General features: G+C 72.5%; 17 protein-coding genes, 1 tRNA gene and 2 pseudogenes. 11 read left to right on the plus strand and 9 right to left on the minus strand.

All coding sequences use genetic code 11. The annotated features are described in order from the left end of the window. Window positions 1-46 precede the first annotated feature (46 nt). Window positions 47-472 (minus strand): DUF7144 family membrane protein, encoded by a 426-nt coding sequence (locus tag DAI17_RS03520; protein ID WP_107771465.1) that lies wholly within the window; start codon window positions 470-472, stop codon window positions 47-49. A 152-nt stretch (window positions 473-624) separates the two neighbouring features. On the opposite strand from DAI17_RS03520, the gene DAI17_RS03525 reads away from it, so the two are divergent. Beyond that, complete coding sequence (locus tag DAI17_RS03525; protein ID WP_107771466.1) at window positions 625-3,321, plus strand: LuxR C-terminal-related transcriptional regulator; 2,697 nt, start codon at window positions 625-627, stop codon at window positions 3,319-3,321. Window positions 3,322-3,344: 23 nt separating this feature from the next. Here DAI17_RS03525 and DAI17_RS03530 read toward each other — a convergent pair whose 3' ends face one another. Further along, complete coding sequence (locus DAI17_RS03530) at window positions 3,345-3,575, minus strand: PspC domain-containing protein (protein ID WP_107771467.1); 231 nt, start codon at window positions 3,573-3,575, stop codon at window positions 3,345-3,347. A gap of 166 nt (window positions 3,576-3,741) precedes the next feature. Here DAI17_RS03530 and DAI17_RS03535 point away from each other — a divergent pair, with 166 nt between their 5' ends. The 6 genes from DAI17_RS03535 to DAI17_RS03560 all read left to right on the plus strand — a co-directional run bounded on the left by DAI17_RS03535 (window position 3,742) and on the right by DAI17_RS03560 (window position 9,157). Beyond that, complete coding sequence (locus DAI17_RS03535; RefSeq protein ID WP_107771468.1) at window positions 3,742-5,433, plus strand: FAD-dependent oxidoreductase; 1,692 nt, start codon at window positions 3,742-3,744, stop codon at window positions 5,431-5,433. A gap of 44 nt (window positions 5,434-5,477) precedes the next feature. Further along, window positions 5,478-6,143 carry a nitroreductase family protein gene (locus tag DAI17_RS03540; RefSeq protein WP_107771469.1) on the plus strand — a complete coding sequence of 222 codons (666 nt, stop codon included), beginning with the start codon at window positions 5,478-5,480 and terminating at the stop codon, window positions 6,141-6,143. Between the two features lie 46 nt (window positions 6,144-6,189). Continuing rightward, a complete protein-coding gene (locus DAI17_RS03545; RefSeq protein WP_199904915.1) occupies window positions 6,190-7,005 on the plus strand; it encodes a maleylpyruvate isomerase family mycothiol-dependent enzyme in 816 nt (271 codons plus the stop codon). Between the two features lie 7 nt (window positions 7,006-7,012). Then, complete coding sequence (locus tag DAI17_RS03550) at window positions 7,013-7,510, plus strand: VOC family protein (RefSeq protein WP_107771470.1); 498 nt, start codon at window positions 7,013-7,015, stop codon at window positions 7,508-7,510. 111 nt (window positions 7,511-7,621) lie between these two features. Further along, window positions 7,622-8,449 carry a DUF4397 domain-containing protein gene (locus DAI17_RS03555; protein WP_107771471.1) on the plus strand — a complete coding sequence of 276 codons (828 nt, stop codon included), beginning with the start codon at window positions 7,622-7,624 and terminating at the stop codon, window positions 8,447-8,449. 36 nt (window positions 8,450-8,485) lie between these two features. Then, window positions 8,486-9,157 carry a class F sortase gene (locus DAI17_RS03560; RefSeq protein WP_199904916.1) on the plus strand — a complete coding sequence of 224 codons (672 nt, stop codon included), beginning with the start codon at window positions 8,486-8,488 and terminating at the stop codon, window positions 9,155-9,157. A 23-nt stretch (window positions 9,158-9,180) separates the two neighbouring features. Here DAI17_RS03560 and DAI17_RS03565 read toward each other — a convergent pair whose 3' ends face one another. Together DAI17_RS03565 and DAI17_RS03570 are read right to left on the minus strand one after the other, a co-directional pair. Then, window positions 9,181-10,302, minus strand: coding sequence for an aminotransferase class V-fold PLP-dependent enzyme (locus tag DAI17_RS03565; RefSeq protein WP_107771759.1), 1,122 nt, complete (start codon window positions 10,300-10,302; stop codon window positions 9,181-9,183). Window positions 10,303-10,387: 85 nt separating this feature from the next. Then, a tRNA-Arg gene (locus DAI17_RS03570) sits at window positions 10,388-10,461 on the minus strand. A gap of 253 nt (window positions 10,462-10,714) precedes the next feature. Between DAI17_RS03570 and DAI17_RS03575 the strand changes: the two genes are divergently transcribed. The 4 genes and pseudogenes from DAI17_RS03575 to DAI17_RS21485 all read left to right on the plus strand — a co-directional run bounded on the left by DAI17_RS03575 (window position 10,715) and on the right by DAI17_RS21485 (window position 13,140). After that, window positions 10,715-11,191 carry an NUDIX domain-containing protein gene (locus DAI17_RS03575; protein WP_107771473.1) on the plus strand — a complete coding sequence of 159 codons (477 nt, stop codon included), beginning with the start codon at window positions 10,715-10,717 and terminating at the stop codon, window positions 11,189-11,191. Between the two features lie 136 nt (window positions 11,192-11,327). Next, window positions 11,328-11,474: pseudogene (locus tag DAI17_RS21190) on the plus strand (IS3 family transposase); the annotation flags it as partial. Window positions 11,475-11,611: 137 nt separating this feature from the next. Next, window positions 11,612-12,382, plus strand: a pseudogene (locus DAI17_RS21755) (serine/threonine-protein kinase); the annotation flags it as partial. A 539-nt stretch (window positions 12,383-12,921) separates the two neighbouring features. Continuing rightward, window positions 12,922-13,140: a hypothetical protein gene (locus DAI17_RS21485; RefSeq protein WP_234412152.1), complete on the plus strand. Its 219-nt coding sequence runs from the start codon at window positions 12,922-12,924 to the stop codon at window positions 13,138-13,140. A 48-nt stretch (window positions 13,141-13,188) separates the two neighbouring features. Here DAI17_RS21485 and DAI17_RS03585 read toward each other — a convergent pair whose 3' ends face one another. The 5 genes from DAI17_RS03585 to DAI17_RS03600 all read right to left on the minus strand — a co-directional run bounded on the left by DAI17_RS03585 (window position 13,189) and on the right by DAI17_RS03600 (window position 17,062). Then, window positions 13,189-13,386: a hypothetical protein gene (locus DAI17_RS03585; protein ID WP_107771475.1), complete on the minus strand. Its 198-nt coding sequence runs from the start codon at window positions 13,384-13,386 to the stop codon at window positions 13,189-13,191. 411 nt (window positions 13,387-13,797) lie between these two features. After that, window positions 13,798-15,162 (minus strand): anaerobic sulfatase maturase, encoded by a 1,365-nt coding sequence (locus DAI17_RS03590; RefSeq protein ID WP_107771476.1) that lies wholly within the window; start codon window positions 15,160-15,162, stop codon window positions 13,798-13,800. A 7-nt stretch (window positions 15,163-15,169) separates the two neighbouring features. Further along, on the minus strand, window positions 15,170-16,417 hold the full coding sequence (locus DAI17_RS03595; protein WP_107771477.1) for a cation:proton antiporter domain-containing protein: 1,248 nt from the start codon (window positions 16,415-16,417) through the stop codon (window positions 15,170-15,172). A gap of 32 nt (window positions 16,418-16,449) precedes the next feature. Continuing rightward, entirely contained in the window at window positions 16,450-16,602 is a 153-nt protein-coding gene (locus DAI17_RS20855) for a hypothetical protein (RefSeq protein ID WP_159081333.1), read from the minus strand. Window position 16,603: 1 nt separating this feature from the next. After that, window positions 16,604-17,062, minus strand: coding sequence for a DUF6325 family protein (locus DAI17_RS03600; RefSeq protein ID WP_107771478.1), 459 nt, complete (start codon window positions 17,060-17,062; stop codon window positions 16,604-16,606). Window positions 17,063-17,105: the final 43 nt, after the last annotated feature.

Here is a 17,105-nt window from a genome sequence, read left to right on the forward strand (position 1 = left end):
GCGGACGAGCCACCCGAAAGGGGTGAGTCGGTGGGGTCCGTGCGCCTCATGCGGCGTCCCGCAGCTGGGTGCAGAGCGCCCACACCACGAGCCCGCCGAAGGCGATGGAGACGACCGACCACCAGGGGTAGTAGGGGAGGAAGGCGAAGTTGGCCAGCATGGACAGCCCGGCCACGACCAGCCCGGTCACCTGTCCCCAGGACCTGCGGCGGAGGATGCCCACGGCGACCGCGACCAGCAGGACGCCGATGACCACGTGGATCCAGCCCCACACCGTCAGGTCGATCTCGTAGACCTCGCTGCCGCTCGTGGCGAGCAGCTCGCCGCTCCTGATGGCCTCCACCCCCTGGAGCACCTCGACCGACGCGGTGACCAGCAGCATGACGGCCGCGAACTGGCCGACCACGACGGCGGCCCTGCTCGACGTACGACGCCTGCCTGCGTCGCTCGTGCTCGCGCCTGCACCGGTCATGACGACCTCCTTCGCAACGTTCCTGCGGGGCATCGTCCAGCGCGGAGGTCCCCCGCAGATCACCCCGGACGGGTGGACTTCTCGGGCCTTTCGCCTCTGGGTCCGTCCCGTCGCGCCCGTCCTACGCTCGAAGCGGCTGAGAGGACCTCGTGATGAGTGGAGCGGCGGAGCCGGCGCCGGGAGCAGCACACCCGCCGGACCCCGGGGACCTGCTGGGCACCCGGGACGGGTGGTACGGCGTCCCTGGCGTCCCCCGCGTCCACGTCCGGCGTGAGCGCCTGCTCGAGGAGCTCGGCCGCGGCGACGGTCCGCTCGTCCTGGTCAGCGCGCCCGCCGGGAGCGGCAAGACCACCCTCGTCGCCGACTGGGTGTCGTCGAGGCCGGTGGGGAGGGTCGCCTGGCTGACGCTGGACGACCCCGCCACCGGCGTGTGGCCCGGCCTGGTCGACGCCCTGGTGGGCCTCGGCGTGCCGTTGTCGGCGACCTCGCCGCCCGCGGGGACATCCGCGCTGGAGCCGGGCATGCGCCACCGGATCGCGGCGACCGTGGCGGCGGAGGAGTCGCCGGTGACGGTGGTGCTGGACGGCGACCTCCCGGACTCCGCGGAGGTCGCCGCGGACCTTGACTTCCTCCTGCGGCACAGCGGGCGTCGCCTCCGGCTGGTGCTGCTGACCCGCGCCGACCCGCTGCTGCCGCTCTACCGCTACCGCCTGGAGGACGCGATGGCGGAGATCCGCATGGACGACCTGGCCTTCACCGACGAGGAGGCGGCGCAGCTGCTCCGCGGGATGGACCTGCCCCTGTCGACGGAGGCCGTGCACGTCCTCACCGGCAAGACGCGGGGGTGGGTCACCGGACTGCGGTTCGCGGCGAAGATGCTGGCGCACCGGGACGACCCCGAGGCCGGCGCCGCGGAGGTGGCGGGACACACCGGCAACATCGCGGAGTACCTGATGGGTGAGGTCCTCGCGGCGCACCCGCCGGAGCTGCGCCGGGTGCTGATGGCCACCAGCATCCCCGACATCGTCTGCCCGGGCCTGGCCGAGGCGCTCGCCGGCAGGGGCGCCTCGCGGGCGCTGGCCGATCTGACGCGGGGCAACGCGTTCCTCGAGCAGGTGCCCGGACACCCCGGCTGCTACCGCTACCACCCGCTGTTCCGCGAGCTGCTACGGGCCGAGCTCGACTATGCCGACCCCGATGCGGTGGAGCCTCTCCAGCGCCGGGCCGCCGGGTGGTTCGCGGACGAGGGGATGCTCGCCCCCGCCGTGCACCACCTCGTCGCAGCCCGGGCGTGGCGACAGGCTGCGCAGCTGGTCGTCGACCGGCTGGCCGTGGGGCAGCTGCTGCTCGCGGACCGCACCCACCCGCTCGTGGAGGCGCTCAGGGCGATGCCGGCCGCCGTCGACGATCCTGCGGCGCACGTCGTGCGGGCGACGCTGGAGCTGGTGGACGGGGACACCGGGCGTGCCGACCACCTGCTCGGGGCGCTGGACCGGATTGGTGCGGGCACGCCGACGGCGGAGCCGGTCTCCGTGGCCGTCGCCGTCCTGCGGGCGGTCCACGCCCGGTCCGACGACGATGCCGGGGAGGCCTGGCGTCTCGCCGAGGTGGCCGAGCGGTCCCTCAAGGCGGCCGGGACCGGGTCCTCGCCCGCGGTCCCGCCCGAGGTCGCCGCGCTGGTCGGCGCCAGCAAGGGCGCAGCGGCGATGCGGCTGGGACGGCTGGAGGACGCGCGGGTCGCGCTCGAGCACGGCGTCGAGGCTGCGCTGCGGGCGTCGACCCACCCGCTCGTGGTGGAGTGCCTCGGACACCTGGCTCTCATCGCCTGCTGCGCAGGGGAGGTCACGCACGCCGAGGCGCTCGCGGTCCGGGCCCTGGCCGCGGCCGACGACGCGGGCATCCGTCCGGCCGACCGTCCTGCCGCGCCGTACGTGGCGGGGGCCTGGGCGGCCGTGGAGCACCACGAGCTCCGGGTGGCTGCCGAGCAGGTGCGGTCGGCGGAGCGCGCCGGTCTCCTGCTGGGCGACCCCGTCCCGCGGTGCCTGCTGGCCCTGGTCACCTCGCGGGTGCAGGAGGCACGGGGGGACCGAGGGGGAGCGCTCGCGAGGGTGCGCGAGGTGGCCCACGGGCTCGGCGACAAGCACCGGTGGCTCGTCGACCGCCTCCGGGTGGAGGAGGCGCGGCTGCTGGTCGCCGGTCGCGAGCCGCGGGCGGCCCTGGCGGTCGTGGCCGACGTGGGCCGCACCGGGGCCGAGGCGGAGGCCGCGCTGGTGCTGGTGCAGGCGCACCTGCGCCGGGGGGACGCGGCCGCGGCCGAGACCGCGATGGTCGACGTCCTGGGGCGGCAGGTCCCTCCCGCGGTGCGGGTCTCCGGATGGCTGGCCGAGTGCGCCCGGCAGCTGGGTCGGGGGTCGACGCCGCGGGCGCGCCGAGCCCTCGCCACGGGGCTGGAGCTGGCCGCCAGCCAGCGCCTGCGCCGGCCGTTCCACGAGGCGCCCGCGGCCGTGCAGCAGCTGTTCCTCCACGACCCCCGGCTGACGACCCAGCACCCGTGGCTCCTCGAGACCGGAGCACTGGCGGGCCGTGCGGTGCCGTCCCCCCGCCGCCCGGCACCAGCGGGCGCCGTCCGCCAGCCGCCGGTGATGGTCGAGGCGCTCACCGGCAAGGAGCGCGAGGTGCTCGTCCACCTCGCGGAGCTCCTCACCACCGAGGAGATCGCGGCGGCCATGTACGTGTCGGTCAACACGGTGCGGACCCACGTGCGCAACATCCTGCGCAAGCTGGGGGTCAACAGCCGCAACGGCGCGGTGCGCGCGGCCCGCGAGCGGGAGCTGCTGCCGCGGGGATGAGTGACCCGGGCGGGCGCGGAGCCTCAGCGGGTGAGGGGCACGTCCTCCTCGGACGGCATCAGGATCCACAGCAGGGGGTAGACGAGCAGCTGGCTGCCCGGCAGGACCATCAGCAGCAGCACGAACAGGAGCCGTGCGATCCACGGCGTCAGGCCGAAGCGGCGCCCGAGACCGGCGCAGACCCCGCCGAGGACCCGGCCGTCCCGGGGGCGGACGAGACCTTGCTGGGCGAAGGCGGTGCTGATGGCGTTCACTGGGGATCCTCCGATCGGGATGACTGATGTACCCAGCCTGCTCCCCAGGAGCGTCGCGCGCCATGGGGATCACCCCTGACCGCACCCCGAGCCGGTCCCCGGGGTGAGGACGTCGGGTCCCGCACGCCTCTGGTGGGGCCCGACGAGGTCCCCTAGCATCGATCGCATGTCGGCGAGCGAGGCCGGACCTGCGTCACCGCCGGGAGGCGGTCCGCTCCTGATCGCCGTCGCCGACGACCCGCATCTCCTCGGTAACGTGATGCGCGAGCTGGAGAAGCGTTATGCGGCCGACTACCGCGTCCGTTGCCTGGGCTCGGCGCAGGAGGCTCGCACCGCACTGGGGGAGCTGGCGGCGGCCGGCGAGCAGGTGGCGCTGGTGCTCGCCGGCGAGCTGCAGGGCGAGACGTCCGGGACCGCGCTGCTGGCGGAGGTCCAGCACGCCCACCCGCAGGCGCAGCGCGTCCTGCTCGTCGGGTGGGGCCGTCTCACCGATCCGCTGGTCGGGGACGCGGTCTTCGACGCGATCTCGCGGGGACGCCTCGACCACTTCCTGATCGCGCCGTCGCACCCGCCGGACGAGGAGTTCCACCAGGGCGTCTCCAGCTCGCTGGCCAGGTGGGCCGAGGGCGGGCAGCGGGCCCCGCACACCGTGGAGGTGATCGGCCGGACGTGGTCCGGTCGGGCGTCCGAGCTGCGCGAGGTGCTCGGGCGCTGTGCGCTCCCGCACCGTTTCCACCTCGCCACCTCCCAGCAGGGACGAGCCCTCATCGCCGCCGCGGGGACCACGCGGCTGCCGCTCATCGTGATGCCCGACGGGCACGTCCTGGAGGACCCGAGCGACGCCGAGATCGCCCAGGCCTCGGGGACCACGATCGACCCGGACGGTGACCACTTCGACCTCGTGATCGTGGGCGGGGGCCCCGCCGGGCTGTCGGCCGGCGTCTACGGCTCGTCGGAGGGCCTGCGCACCCTGGTGATCGACTCGGGCGGGATCGGTGGACAGGCGACGGCCAGCTCGGCGATCCGCAACTACCTCGGCTTCCCCCGCGGCGTCAGCGGCGGGGAGCTGGCGCGACGGGCCTACCAGCAGGCGTGGGTGTTCGGCACCCGGTTCGCCCTGATGCAGCGCGTGACCGGTCTCGCGCAGCAGCGCGACGGCATCGCGCTGACGCTCAGCAGCGGGGGCGTGGCGATCGGGCGCGCCGTGATCCTGGCGATGGGGGCCCGCTACCGGCTCCTGGGGGTCGAGCCCCTCGAGGCGCTCCGCGGGGCGGGCGTCTTCTACGGGGCGGCGGCGTCCGAGGCGCCGACGGTGTGCGGCGGGGAGGTCTTCGTCGTCGGCGGCGCGAACTCCGCCGGGCAGGCGGCCCTGCACCTCGCCCACTACGCCCGGCAGGTCACCCTCGTCGTCCGGGCGTCGAGCCTCGACATCGGGATGTCGCACTACCTCGTCCAGCAGATCGGGGCGACCCCCAACATCGAGGTCCGCACGGACACCGAGGTGGTGGACGGCGGGGGAGACGGATGGCTCGAGCACCTCACGCTCCGCCGCCGCGGAACCCTCGAGGAGGAGGTCGTGAAGGCCGACGACCTGTTCCTGATGATCGGGGCCAAGCCGCACACCGACTGGCTGCCGCCGGTGGTCGAGCGCGACGACGGAGGCTTCGTGCTCACCGGCCACGACGTGGGCGGCGCGGCGTTCGAGGCGCTCGGGCGCCGCCCGCTCGCGATGGAGACCAGCGTCCCCTCGGTCCTCGCGGCCGGGGACGTGCGCCACGGCTCGGTCAAGCGCGTCGCCTCGGCGGTCGGCGAGGGCTCGATCGCGATCCAGCTCGTGCACCGGCTCGTGAGCGCGTGAGCTGCTGAGGACCACTCGTCACGGGGGACCGTAGGCTGCGGTCCATGGACCTCTACGAGGTGATGCGGACGACCGCGGCGGTCCGCGAGTTCACCGACGACCCGCTGCCGGACGAGGTTCTCCACACGATCCTCGACAACGCCCGCTTCGCCCCCAGTGGCGGCAACCGCCAGGGCAGCCAGGTGGTCGTGGTCCGTGACCCGGCGACGCGGGAGCGGCTCGTCGAGATCACGGAGCCGGGTGCGCGGCGCTACCACGCACAGCGGGCCGCGGGGGAGACGCCGTGGAGCGCCTGGACCCCGAGCAGCGTCACCCGGGAGCAGGTCGAGCAGACCGAGGTGCCGGCGCAGGTCACCGACCCCCTGCGTCGGGCACCGGTCGTCCTGGTCGTCTGCGTGGACCTCCGCGCGGTGGCGGCCCTCGACCAGGACCTCGACCGCGTCGGGGTCGTGGCGGGGGCCTCGGTCTACCCGCTGGTCTGGAACATCCTGCTGGCCGCCCGCAACGAGGGGTTCGGCGGCACCATCACGACGATGGCCGTGGCCGAGGAACCGGCCCTCAAGGAGCTGCTGGGCATCCCGGAGCCGTACGCCGTCGCGGCCGTCGTGCCGCTGGGCAGGCCGGTGCGCCAGCTCACGCGGCTGACCCGGGTCCCCGTGGAGGAACTCACCCACCTGGAGCACTGGCAGGGCGGTCCGCTGCAGGGCTAGCCTGATTGAGCGTGCAACCAAGACCTCTGGCACGGAGAGGATGGTCATGGGCACCTGGAACGCGATGACCCCGGAGGCCAAGGACACGATCCTGCGTGTCGTGCGCCAGGAAGCGGCGCAGTTCTTCGACCTCGTGGACAGTGAGGAGGCCTGGGAAGCGCCGACGGGCGCGGGTCACTGGCAGGTCCGTGACCTCGTCGGGCACCTCGTCGACACGACCGAGGCCTACTTCGTGTCCTTCGACGCGGCCCGCGACCAGCGGCAGGTCGACCCGGCGTACGGCCTCCCGGGGATGGCGCGTCGCTGCGACGAGATGGCTCAACGGTTCCGGTCCGTCCCGCGTGGGGAGCTGGTCGAGCGGGCGCGGTCCGACCACGACGCGATGATGGCGACGTTCGAGGGACTGAGCGACGAGGACTGGACCGACCTGCAGGTCCCGCACTTCTACATGGGCCCGCTGCCGGCCTTCTTCTACCCCGCCTTCCAGCTCATGGACTACGGCGTGCACTCCTGGGACGTCCGGCAGGGGACAGGCCGGGCGCACGGGCTGTCCGGTGAGGCGGCCGACCTGCTCACGCCCTTCATGTTCGTGCTGTGGCAGTACACGAGCAACGCGCTCTCGCCGGACGGGCCGTACGAGGTCGGCATCCGGATCACGTCGGGGCCGAATGCCGGTGACACGCGCATCTCGCTGACCGAGGAGGGGTTCTCGTACGCCGCCGGAGAGGTCGACGACACGACCGTGCTGGAGTTCGATCCCGGGAGCTTCGTGCTCACGGCCTTCGGACGCAGCAACGCCGGCACGATCAGGGGCGACCGCCACGTCGCCGACCGCTTCTTGAACACCTTCTTCAGGATTTGAGCCCGCCATGACCCAGATCGACCTGACTGCCATCGAGGCCGAGCGGGAACGCATCCGCGAGACCTACCTGCGGCCCGCAGGCGCACGCCCGCCGTCCAGTGCCCGCGGCCTGCACCACTTCGCGGTCGTCGCCCAGGACGTGGTGGAGACCATCGAGTTCTACCAGGGCGTGCTGGGGTTCCCCCTGACGGAGATCTTCGAGAACCGCGACTACCCGGGCTCCAACCACTTCTTCTTCGACCTCGGCCACGGCAACCTGCTGGCGTTCTTCGACTTCCCGGGCCTGGACGTCGGTCCGTACGCCGAGGTGCTCGGCGGCCTCCACCACATCGCGATCTCCGTCGAGCCGGAGAGGTGGGAGAGCCTCAAGGGAAACCTCGACCGGGCCGGGGTGGAGTACCTCGAGGAGAGCGGCACCTCGATCTACTTCCGGGACCCCAACGGTGCCCGGCTCGAGCTGATCGCCGATCCGCTGGGGGAGATGTACGGCACCCGAGTGTTGTAGGACCGCCGCGAACCTCGACAACTTGTGGAAGTTTTTGTTGAGATTCACCCATCTGTCGCCGGACAGGCTCCGAATTGGGGGTGCTCGCATCCCCACGAAAGGACCAGTCCGATGAAGCGAACCACTGCTCTGCTCTCGGTGACCGCCCTGATGGCCCTCCCGGCCGCCCTGGCCGCCCCGGCCTCGGCGTCCCAGGCCCAGGAGGCCACCGTCTCGGTACTGCACGCCGTCCCCGGTCTCACGGTGGACGTCTACGCCAACGGCGAGGAGCTGATCCCCGACTTCGCGCCGGGCACCCTCACCGACCCACTCACCCTCCCCGCCGGGAGCTACGACCTCCAGGTCTTCGCCGACGGCGACAACCCTGACAACGCGGATCCGGCCATCGAGGCCCAGGGCGTCGAGGTGCCCGCGGGCGCCAACGCCACCGTCGTGGCCCACCTCGACGCCGACGGCAACCCGGTGCTGACGCCGTTCGTCAACGACGTGTCGGCGACGGCTGCCGGCGAGGCGCGACTGGTCGTGCGCCACACCGCCGCCGCGCCCGCGGTGGACGTCCGCGCCGACGGCGAGGTCCTGTTCCCTGACCTGGCCAATCCCGACGAGGCGTCGGGCGACGTCCCGGCCGGCAGCTACTCCGCCGACGTCACCCTGGCCGGCGAGGACGAGGCCGTCCTCGGCCCCACGGACGTGCAGCTCTCCGAGGGCACGGCCACCATCGTGTACGCCTGGGGCTCGGCCGAGGAGGGCAACCTCGACCTGGCCGTGCAGACCATCGACGGCCTGCACTCGTCCCCGTCCGGCGTCCCCGGCGGCGAGACCGGCGCCGCGGCGGCCGGCGACGGGGCTCCGCTGTGGGCTGTCGGACTCGGTGCCGCGTCGCTGCTGGCTCTCGGCCTGGCCGGGACCCGGCTGGTCCCCGCCCGCACCCGTCGCTGACGGGCGCGACGGACGACGGCGATCATCATGACGAGGTTGGGCAGGAGCACCTGGTGGGCCGTGGCTGCGGTCGCGGTCGCCGGGCTCCTGCTCAGCCTCGTTGCCGTGCTCTCGGGGGACGACCCGCCGGCCGTCGAGCAGGTCCGGGGCGAGGCGTCGGTCTCGGCCGCCGGGCCTCGGGACGCCGCGCCGTCGACCGCCGGACCACCGTCCCGAGGTGCGGTCGGGCGCAGTGACGCGTCCCTGGAGTCGGCGGCAGCACGTCGTACGCCCACCCCCGTCCGGGTGCGGGTACCCGGGATCGGCCTGGACGCAGCCGTGCAACCGGTGGGCGTCGGTGCCGGGCGACAGATGCGCCTGCCCGCCGACCCACGGGTGCTCGGGTGGTACCGGTTCGGGCCGGCGCCCGGGGGAGACGGATCGGTCGTGCTGGCCGGTCACGTCGACTCCCGCAGGTTCGGCGTCGGGCCGCTGGCCGCCCTCCAGACGATCGGGGTCGGGGACCGGGTCGAGGTGGTGACGGGACCGGGGTCGGTGCGCGCCTACCGGGTCGACAGCATCGAGCGGTTCTCCCGGCAGGCGCTCCCGGAGGACGTGTTCGCCCGCACCGGCCCCGAACGGCTGCGGCTCGTGACGTGCACCGGACCGTTCGTGCCGGACGCCGGCGGCTACCAGCAGAACCTGGTCGTCACGGCCGTCCCGGCCTGACCCGAGGACCGTGCGTACGCCGCTCAGGCGGGAAGGTGCGCCGCGAGCCGCCCGACGGTCCCGTCCACGTCGGTGAGCTTGTCGAGGCCGAAGAGCCCGATCCGGAACGTGGAGAAGTCGTCGGGCTCGTCGCACATCAGGGGCACCCCGGCGGCCACCTGCACCCCACGCTCCCTGAACCTCGCGCCGCTCCGCACGTCCGGGTCGTCGGTGAAGGCCACCACGACGCTGGGGGCTGCGAACCCGTCGGCGGCGACCGAGGCGTACCCGTGGTCGGCCAGCAGGGCGCGGACCCGGGCGCCCAGCGAGACCTGGGCCTCGCGGAGCTCATCGAGGCCGACGGCCCGGGTCTCGAGCATGAGCGCGGCGTCGTGCGCGAGCGTGTCGGTGGGCATCGTCGCGTGGTAGGGCGTCAGTCCCTGTGTGTAGGCGTCCGTGATCGTCAGCCACTTCTGCAGGTCGGCGGCGAAGCTCGTCGAGGTCGTCGACATCACCCGGGCGCGGCCGGCCTCGCTCAGCATCACGTAGCCGGCGCCCGGCGAACCGCTCCAGCCCTTCTGCGGGGCGCTGAGGAGCACGTCGACGCCGAGGTCGGCCATGTCGACCCAGAGCGCCCCCGACGCGATGCAGTCGAGGACGAGGAGCCCGCCCGCAGCGTGCGTCGCCGCGGCGACGGCGCGGACGTAGTCGTCGGGGAGCACCATGCCGGCCGCCGTCTCCACGTGGGCAGCGAGGACGACCTCGGGCCGGGTGCGCTCGATGGCCTCGACGACCTCGGCGACCGGCGCCGGGACCCACGGCGCGTGCCGCTCGTCGGACACGGGACGGGCGCGGAGGACGGTCGTCTCGGCCGGGATGGAGCCGGCGTCGAAGATCTGCGACCAGCGGTAGGAGAACAGCCCGTTGCGGACGACCAGGCACCGCCGACCCGTCGCCAGCTGCCGGGCGACGGCCTCCATGGCGTAGGTGCCACCACCCGGGACGACCGCGACGGCCTCGGCGCCGTACGTCGTGCGAAGGACCTCGTGGATGTCCTGCATGACCCCGACGAAGCGGCGGGACATGTGGTTGAGGGACCGGTCGGTGAAGACGACCGAGTACTCCAGAAGTCCGTCGGGGTCCACGTCATGCCGGGGGAGACTCATCCGCGCAGACTGCCACAGGTCGCCCCGCCGCACAGCGACCGACCTTGTCGGAGCGGACGAGCCGCTCCGACGTGGGGTGACCGGGCGCCCCCGACAGGATTCGAACCTGTGACCGGCGGATTAGAAGGCCGCTGCTCTATCCAGCTGAGCTACGGAGGCGGAGGGTCGGAATGACAGTCGGGAGAAACATCGGGACAACCCGCTGTAGTTCACCGGCTTCCGACCCGGCCGCCAGTATGCCCGACCGGACGCGGGCGAGCTGGCTCGCCCGCGTCCGCCGCCCTCGTGGACTGGGATCCGCACGAGGTGGTCGGTGCACAGCTACCGGATCTGCCGATGTCCGCACGTCCTCCGGGACAGATCCGAGGGGGGTGAGTCCCACGCGATGCTCTGGCACCAATAGGTTCCGGTCATGCCTGCTGCTCCGCACATCGCGCGTCTTCGCTCCAAGGTCGGGAACGACCTGCTCCTGTTGCCCTCAGTCGCCATCTTGCCCATCGACGACGATGGCCGCGTTCTGCTCGTTCGACAGACTGACTTCGGGTCATACGGCACCATCGGCGGCGCCGTGGACGAGGACGAGGCACCGGAAGACGCCGCGCGTCGCGAGGCCCGCGAGGAGATCGGCGCCGATGTCGAGATCACCGGGTTGGTCGGCGCCATCGGCGGCCCGGAGTTCCGTCTCACCTACCCCAACGGCGACCAGTGCGCGTATGTCAGCATCGTCTACAGCGCGAGGCTGGCTCCCGATGCGGAAACATCGCCCGACGGGCACGAAGTCGACCAGGTGCGTTGGTTCGCACGTAGTGAACTGACCGACCCGGCCGTCGGCGACTTCGCTCGAAGCACGTTCGCAGCGCTCGGGTGGATCGCGCGGCCTGCGCGCTGAAGGATGGCGCCCCGGCGCGCTCGGTCGGCCCGCGGATTCGTGAAGGTTCTAGGTCGTCATCGACTAGGCGAAGGTCCATGTCCCTCGAACAACCGGATTTGCTGCGATCCGCGCACGCGTCAGGCCGCCGGGTTCCTGGGCCACGCGGGAGGAGCTGCGGATCGCGATCGTGAGGTGGATCGAGAGGACCTACCACCGCCGTCGCAAGCAGGCGGCTCTCGGACGATTGACCCCGGTTGAATACGAGCTGATCATGACCCCAACCGCCACCCAGGCGGCCTAACCGAAACTGTCACCAGTCCGTGCAGCAGACCCCAGAGCTTCTCGACTGTGTACGTCGTCGCGGTCTCCTCGCGGGTCGAGCCGACCAAGCCCGAAGGTGAAGGCCTGTCGTCGGCGGAAGCCGGGTACGGTCCTGCCATGCCTACGCCCCCTGCGGAGATCGCCGGCCGCTATCGGGTGCTTGAAGAGGCTGGCCGCGGCGGCATGGGTGCCGTCTACCGCTGCATCGACGAACGGTTGGGCCGCGAGGTCGCGGTCAAGCAGGTCGGCCGGATGCCCGGCGAGTCGGTGACCGACCAGGCGCGGGCGCTGCGCGAGGCACGCTCGTCTGCGGCCCTGAACCACCCGAACGTCGTGTCTGTCTACGACTCCATGGCCGAGGGCGACTCCGTCTGGCTGGTCATGGAGTACGTCGCTGGCCGGACGCTGTCCCAGATGCTGCGCGAGGACGGACCGCTGTCTCCTCACCGGGCGGCCTGGATCGGCGCGCAGGTCGCCGACGGCCTGGCTGCCGCTCACGAGCGCGGCACCACCCACCGCGACGTGAAGCCCGGCAACGTGCTGGTCACCAAAGGGGACCGGGCCAAGATCTCCGACTTCGGCATCGCTCGCACGACCGGAGAGGCCAGCCTCACCCAGTCCGGCATCCTCACCGGCACGCCCGGCTACTTCGCACCCGAGATCGCCCGTGGCGGGGACCCCGGGCCCGCCTCCGACGTGTGGGCGCTCGGCGCGACGCTCTACCACGCCGTTGAGGGCAGGCCGCCGTACGGCGAGAACCCGAATGCGCTGCAGCTGCTCGCCAGGGTCGCGGCGGAGGATCCGCCGGCCCCCGAGCGCGCCGGGGTGCTTGCGGGCCCGATCAGCCGGATGCTGGACCGGGACCCCGCCTCACGCTGGTCGATGGCCGACGCGGCGCACGCGCTGCACCGCATCCACGAGCAGACCCCCGAGGCCGGCACCCAGGAGCGGACGCGGGCCCTCGCGGCGGTGCCCGCCACTGTCGACCCGTCTCCCGCGGGGCCCGCAGCCGCGTCGAGCCCGGCTTCGGCGCCCGCGCCTGCTCCCACGGCCGCAGAGACGCGGAGCCGTCGTCGCCGGCCGGCGGGGATAGCGGCGCTCGTCGCCGCGTTGGTCGCGGTGGTGGTGGTCACCGCGGTCGCCCTGACGCAGATCGGCGACGATCCCGCGACGACCCCGACCGCTGACGACGAGACGCCGTCGGACACCTCCGAGCCCGCGACGCCGGAGGACCAGACCCCGAGGGCAGCCCCGAGGCGACCGAGTCCGCGCCGGCGGAGTCCGGGCCGACCGAGACCGAGTCGGACGAGGACGAGTCGGACGAGTCGCGGGAGACGCAGCCGGCCCCGGGCAGTGGAAGAGACCCGGTCACCTTCGTCGAGGACTACTACGCAGTCCTGCCCGGTGACACCGAGGCGGGGTACTCGATGCTGTCGCCGTCGTACCAGGAGCGGCTCAGCTATGGAGCGTACGACGGGTTCTGGTCCGGCATCGGCGAGGTCACCGTGCAGGACAGCGCACCGGCGGGCGGAGGAGCCGTGGACGTCACGCTGCTGTACGACGGCGGAAGCGACGAAGTACGCCGGGTCTACCTCGAGCGCGGCCCGGACGGCTGGCTGATCTCGGGCGACGAGATCCTGGGCTGAGCCGGCTCGCGACGCCGGCCGGCGTCGCGCCGAACCACGGAGTCGGCGTCAGAGCGGGACTTCCTCGTCGAGCGCGTAGACGGTCTGGTCGCCATCGACCATGTCGTCGAAGTACTTCATGTGCTCGAGAGATGCATCGACGTCGTCTGCCTCCTCGAGGAGTGGCTGCAGGTTCCAGCCGTCCAGGGTCGAGGGCCCGTGGAAGGTGATGAGCCATGCACAGGAATGTCCGCGCGTCCCGCGCAACTCCCTCGAGCAGGGCCTGCTCGGCGCGACGCTTCAGCACGATCAAAGGACGCACTGGCCCACGCGTAGAACTGCTGCCAGCTATCGGCCGCGTCCAAAACGGCCCGAGAGCTGGTTCTCAGTCGCGTTCCGGAGTGTGCGATGCGGCATTCCGAATCCGGACCAGGGGCCGCGTTTCTACGTCTGTCCGTGCAGGTCAGAACTGTATTTCCTACCCCCCACGGAGGCGGGGGGTCGGAATGACAGTCGGGAGAAACATCGGGACAACCCGTTGTAGGTCAGCCGGCTTCCGACCCGGCCGTCAGTATGCCGCAACCGTTCCCAACTGGCGGATCCAGCGGAGCGCGCCCGCAGTACCCGGGCAGTAGACATCGCCACCGGCGACCCGCACCCGCCCCAGCTTGCGGCCTGTCATGGCGCACCGGATCCGTGGCACGTCTTCCACTTCCTGCCGGAGCCACACGGGCAGGGCTCGTTGCGGCCGCGCGCGGCGTCGGCTCGGGCGTAGTCGGCCATCAGCTCCGCGGGGGCGCGGCCCTCCCGCAGGAGCTGGGCCATGCGTGCCATCGGTTCGCCGACGTGGTGGAAGAAGGACAGGTAGCCGGGGCAGAGGTAGTGCTGGCCGGGCTCCCCGCTCGGAGCCGTCGTGAACCGGTCCTTGGGGCACCCCCCGTTGCAGGCGAAGAGCACGTCGCACTCACGGCAGGTCCGGGTGAGCGTGTCGCGCTTGTCCTGCCCGAACTTCCGCTGCTGCGCCAGGTCGACCAGCTCGAGCATGGTGCGGTCGCCGATGTTACCGAGCAGGTGTGCCGGCTCGACGAAGTGGTCGCACGAGTAGAGGTCGCCGTTGTGCTCCAGTGCCAGCTGGGACCCACACGTCTCCGCGTGCACGCACATGCCACCGCCCTCGCCGTACCAGGAGGCCAGCGCCGTGTCGAAGACCTGGACGTAGACCGACCCGATGTCGTGGCGGACCCAGTCCTCGAAAACCTCGATCACGAACCGGCCGTACTGCTCGGGGGAGACCGAGCGTCGCGTCACCAGCGAACCCTCCTGGACGTACAGGGGCCGGCTGCGGACCCCGCTGCCCCAGCCCTCGTCCGCGATCGGCAGGGTCTCCGGGGTCGCCCGCTCGATGATCGGGATGAGCTGGATGAACGAGGCGCCCAGGTCGTCGCGCAGGTAGCGGTAGACCTCGCCCCCGTGGTCACCGTTGGCGGCGTTGATCGTGGTCAGCACGTTCCACTCGACGCCGTGCCGCTTCAGCACGTCGAGCCCCTTCAGCACCCGATGCGAGGTGGGCTTGCCGCCCTTGTCGACCCGGTAGGCGTCGTGCATCGACGGCGGACCGTCGATCGAGATCCCGACCAGGAAGTCGTGCTCCCGCAAGAAGGCGCCCCACTCGTCGTTCAACAGGGTCCCGTTGGTCTGCAGCGTGTTCAGCACCTGCTGCCCCGGGCGCTTGTACCGCGCCTGGAGCTCGATCGCCCGCCGGAAGAAGTCCAGCCCCATCATGGTCGGCTCCCCGCCCTGCCAGGCCATCACGACCTCGGACGCCGTCGGGTGCGCCTCCAGCAGCTGCCGGACGTACGTCTCCTGCATCTCCTCGGCCATCCGGAACCTGCTGCCGGGATAGAGCATCTCCTTGGACAGGAAGAAGCAGTACTCGCAGTCGAGGTTGCACACGGCGCCCGTCGGCTTCACCATCACGTGGAACAGGCGTCCGCCCCCCGGCCCGGTGGGGGTGGGAACCGCCGTGGCGGCGCTCTCCGTCATCTCTCCGTCACCGCCCCAGCCGCCGTCGCAGCGGAGTGACCGTGACCGGTCCGCCCGGCTCCGGCCCCGCCGCCGACGCGACCCGGCCGTAGCGACGTGCCAGCGGCGCCGCGGTCAGCCCGTGGGCGACGACGCTGATCAGGATGGTCGTCGCCAGCACGGTGACGGCGTCGTCGGCGTGGGACCCGAGCGCCTCCAGGGCCAGGAGGGCGAAGACCAGCGAGGCCAGGCCGCGCGGGCCGAACCAGCCGACGAACAGGACCGTGGTGCGACCCAGCCCCGCACCGATCAAGGCCAGCGCGACCGGGAGCATCCGAACCACGGTGAGGCTGAGGACGGCGTAGAGGACGACCGCCGCGCTGATGCGGTCGAGCATGATCGGGACGGCGACGGCGCCGAAGGCCATCCACACCAGCGAGGCCAGCAGGGTGCCCATCTGCTCGAGGAACTCCAGCTCGGCCGGTGCCCGTCGGCCGGCGGTCGCCCCGAAGGCCAGCCCCCCGCAGAACGCCGCGACGAAACCGTTGCCGTTCAGCGTGAGCGCCAGCGCGTACGCCGCCAGCGCGAGGGCCAGGACCGCGATGCCGGCGAACGCCTCGGCGGCCGTCCCGCGTCGCCGCGCCTCGCGCAGCGCCAGGCCGCCGACCCCGCCGACCCCGACGCCCACCGCCGCCCCGATGAGGAGCTCGACGGCGGCCCGCCCGGGGCTCTCGGCGTGCTCCAGCCCCGCGGCGGTGGCGGCGCCCGCGATGGCCAGCATCACCACCGGGGTGGCGATGCCGTCGTTGAGGCCGCTCTCGACGGTGATGAGCTGGCGGATCCGCGAGGGCACGACCGGGTTGGTCACCACCGGCACGCCGAGGGCGGCATCGGTGGGGGCCAGCGCGGCCCCGACGAACAACGCCAACCACACCCCGAGGGCCGGGAACATCCATGCAGCCAGCCCCCAGCCCAGCAGGATGGTCAGCGGCAGGCCGACCGCCAGCAGGCGCAGGTAGCGGCCGACGTCGCGGCGCAGCTCCTGCACGGGCAGTCGCGCGGCGTCGGAGAACAGCACCCACACCAGCGTGAGCTCGACCAGCGGGGTCAGGGGCTCCGGCGTCGACGGTCCGTCGACCAGGTCCCAGCCGGCCAGGGCGACCCCCACGACGATGAACATGATCGGCGCCGTGACGTCCGCCCGCTCCAGGCGGTTGGAGACCAGCCCCCAGGCGAACAGCGCCGCGGCGGCGACCGCGACGGCCGTGACCTCCATGTCGGGCGCTCCCGTCTCGGTCGGGGATCGGATCAGCGGCGGTCGCGGCGGTCGTCGCGGCGGTCGCGGCGGTCCTCGCGGCGGTCCTCGCGGCGATCGGTCCGCCGGTTGATGCCGTGCGCCACCACGACGGCACCGCCGACCGCGGCCACGGTCCTGCGCCTGCGCCTTGCTGCCATGGGCATGTCAGTCTCCTTCCTCGTCGGTCTCTGCGGCATCTGCCTCGGCGGCCGCGATCACGGCCTGGACGGGGATCCGCCCGCTGGCGGCCAGCTGCCCGCCGGCACGGCGTACGGCGGAACCGAATGGCGCGGCCCACAGGTTCTCCCAGACGAGAACGGCGGCCGAGCTCCCCGGCTCGATGGTCTCGACCAGGTCGATGACGTCCTGCTCGCTCAGCAGCATCGCCAGCTCCGTCTCGAAGGCGCGCAGCTCGCCGATGTCGCTGTCCTCCATGTCGGTGGCCTCGAAGACCTCGTACCCGCCGTCGTCGTGCCGGGTCAGGAAGATCAGGTCCAGGACGCGGACCAGCTCGCGGTCGACCAGGTCCTTGAGGATCGGGGCGACCTCGCCGGTGAACTTCGGTTCCGGGAACTCGACCACGATCCAGTCGACCGGGCCCAGCTCGTCGATGTTGATGCTCATGCATGACTCCTCTCGTGATGCTGGTGCGCCGGACAGGTCGGTC

The sequence above is a fragment of the Nocardioides sediminis genome, from assembly GCF_003047295.1.
Classification (GTDB): domain Bacteria; phylum Actinomycetota; class Actinomycetes; order Propionibacteriales; family Nocardioidaceae; genus Nocardioides; species Nocardioides sediminis.

What these genes read in the sequence shown, in the direction of transcription:
- DAI17_RS03590 (WP_107771476.1), bottom strand. Translation starts at nt 15,162, where the DNA reads ATGACGGAGAGCGCCGCCACGGCGGTTCCCACCCCCACCGGGCCGGGG.
- DAI17_RS03545 (WP_199904915.1), top strand. Translation starts at nt 6,190, where the DNA reads ATGGGCACCTGGAACGCGATGACCCCGGAGGCCAAGGACACGATCCTG.
- DAI17_RS03595 (WP_107771477.1), bottom strand. Translation starts at nt 16,417, where the DNA reads ATGGAGGTCACGGCCGTCGCGGTCGCCGCCGCGGCGCTGTTCGCCTGG.
- DAI17_RS03550 (WP_107771470.1), top strand. Translation starts at nt 7,013, where the DNA reads ATGACCCAGATCGACCTGACTGCCATCGAGGCCGAGCGGGAACGCATC.
- DAI17_RS20855 (WP_159081333.1), bottom strand. Translation starts at nt 16,602, where the DNA reads ATGCCCATGGCAGCAAGGCGCAGGCGCAGGACCGTGGCCGCGGTCGGC.
- DAI17_RS03575 (WP_107771473.1), top strand. Translation starts at nt 10,715, where the DNA reads ATGCCTGCTGCTCCGCACATCGCGCGTCTTCGCTCCAAGGTCGGGAAC.
- DAI17_RS03565 (WP_107771759.1), bottom strand. Translation starts at nt 10,302, where the DNA reads ATGAGTCTCCCCCGGCATGACGTGGACCCCGACGGACTTCTGGAGTAC.
- DAI17_RS03540 (WP_107771469.1), top strand. Translation starts at nt 5,478, where the DNA reads ATGGACCTCTACGAGGTGATGCGGACGACCGCGGCGGTCCGCGAGTTC.
- DAI17_RS03525 (WP_107771466.1), top strand. Translation starts at nt 625, where the DNA reads ATGAGTGGAGCGGCGGAGCCGGCGCCGGGAGCAGCACACCCGCCGGAC.
- DAI17_RS03555 (WP_107771471.1), top strand. Translation starts at nt 7,622, where the DNA reads ATGAAGCGAACCACTGCTCTGCTCTCGGTGACCGCCCTGATGGCCCTC.
- DAI17_RS21485 (WP_234412152.1), top strand. Translation starts at nt 12,922, where the DNA reads ATGCTGTCGCCGTCGTACCAGGAGCGGCTCAGCTATGGAGCGTACGAC.
- DAI17_RS03535 (WP_107771468.1), top strand. Translation starts at nt 3,742, where the DNA reads ATGTCGGCGAGCGAGGCCGGACCTGCGTCACCGCCGGGAGGCGGTCCG.
- DAI17_RS03520 (WP_107771465.1), bottom strand. Translation starts at nt 472, where the DNA reads ATGACCGGTGCAGGCGCGAGCACGAGCGACGCAGGCAGGCGTCGTACG.
- DAI17_RS03600 (WP_107771478.1), bottom strand. Translation starts at nt 17,062, where the DNA reads ATGAGCATCAACATCGACGAGCTGGGCCCGGTCGACTGGATCGTGGTC.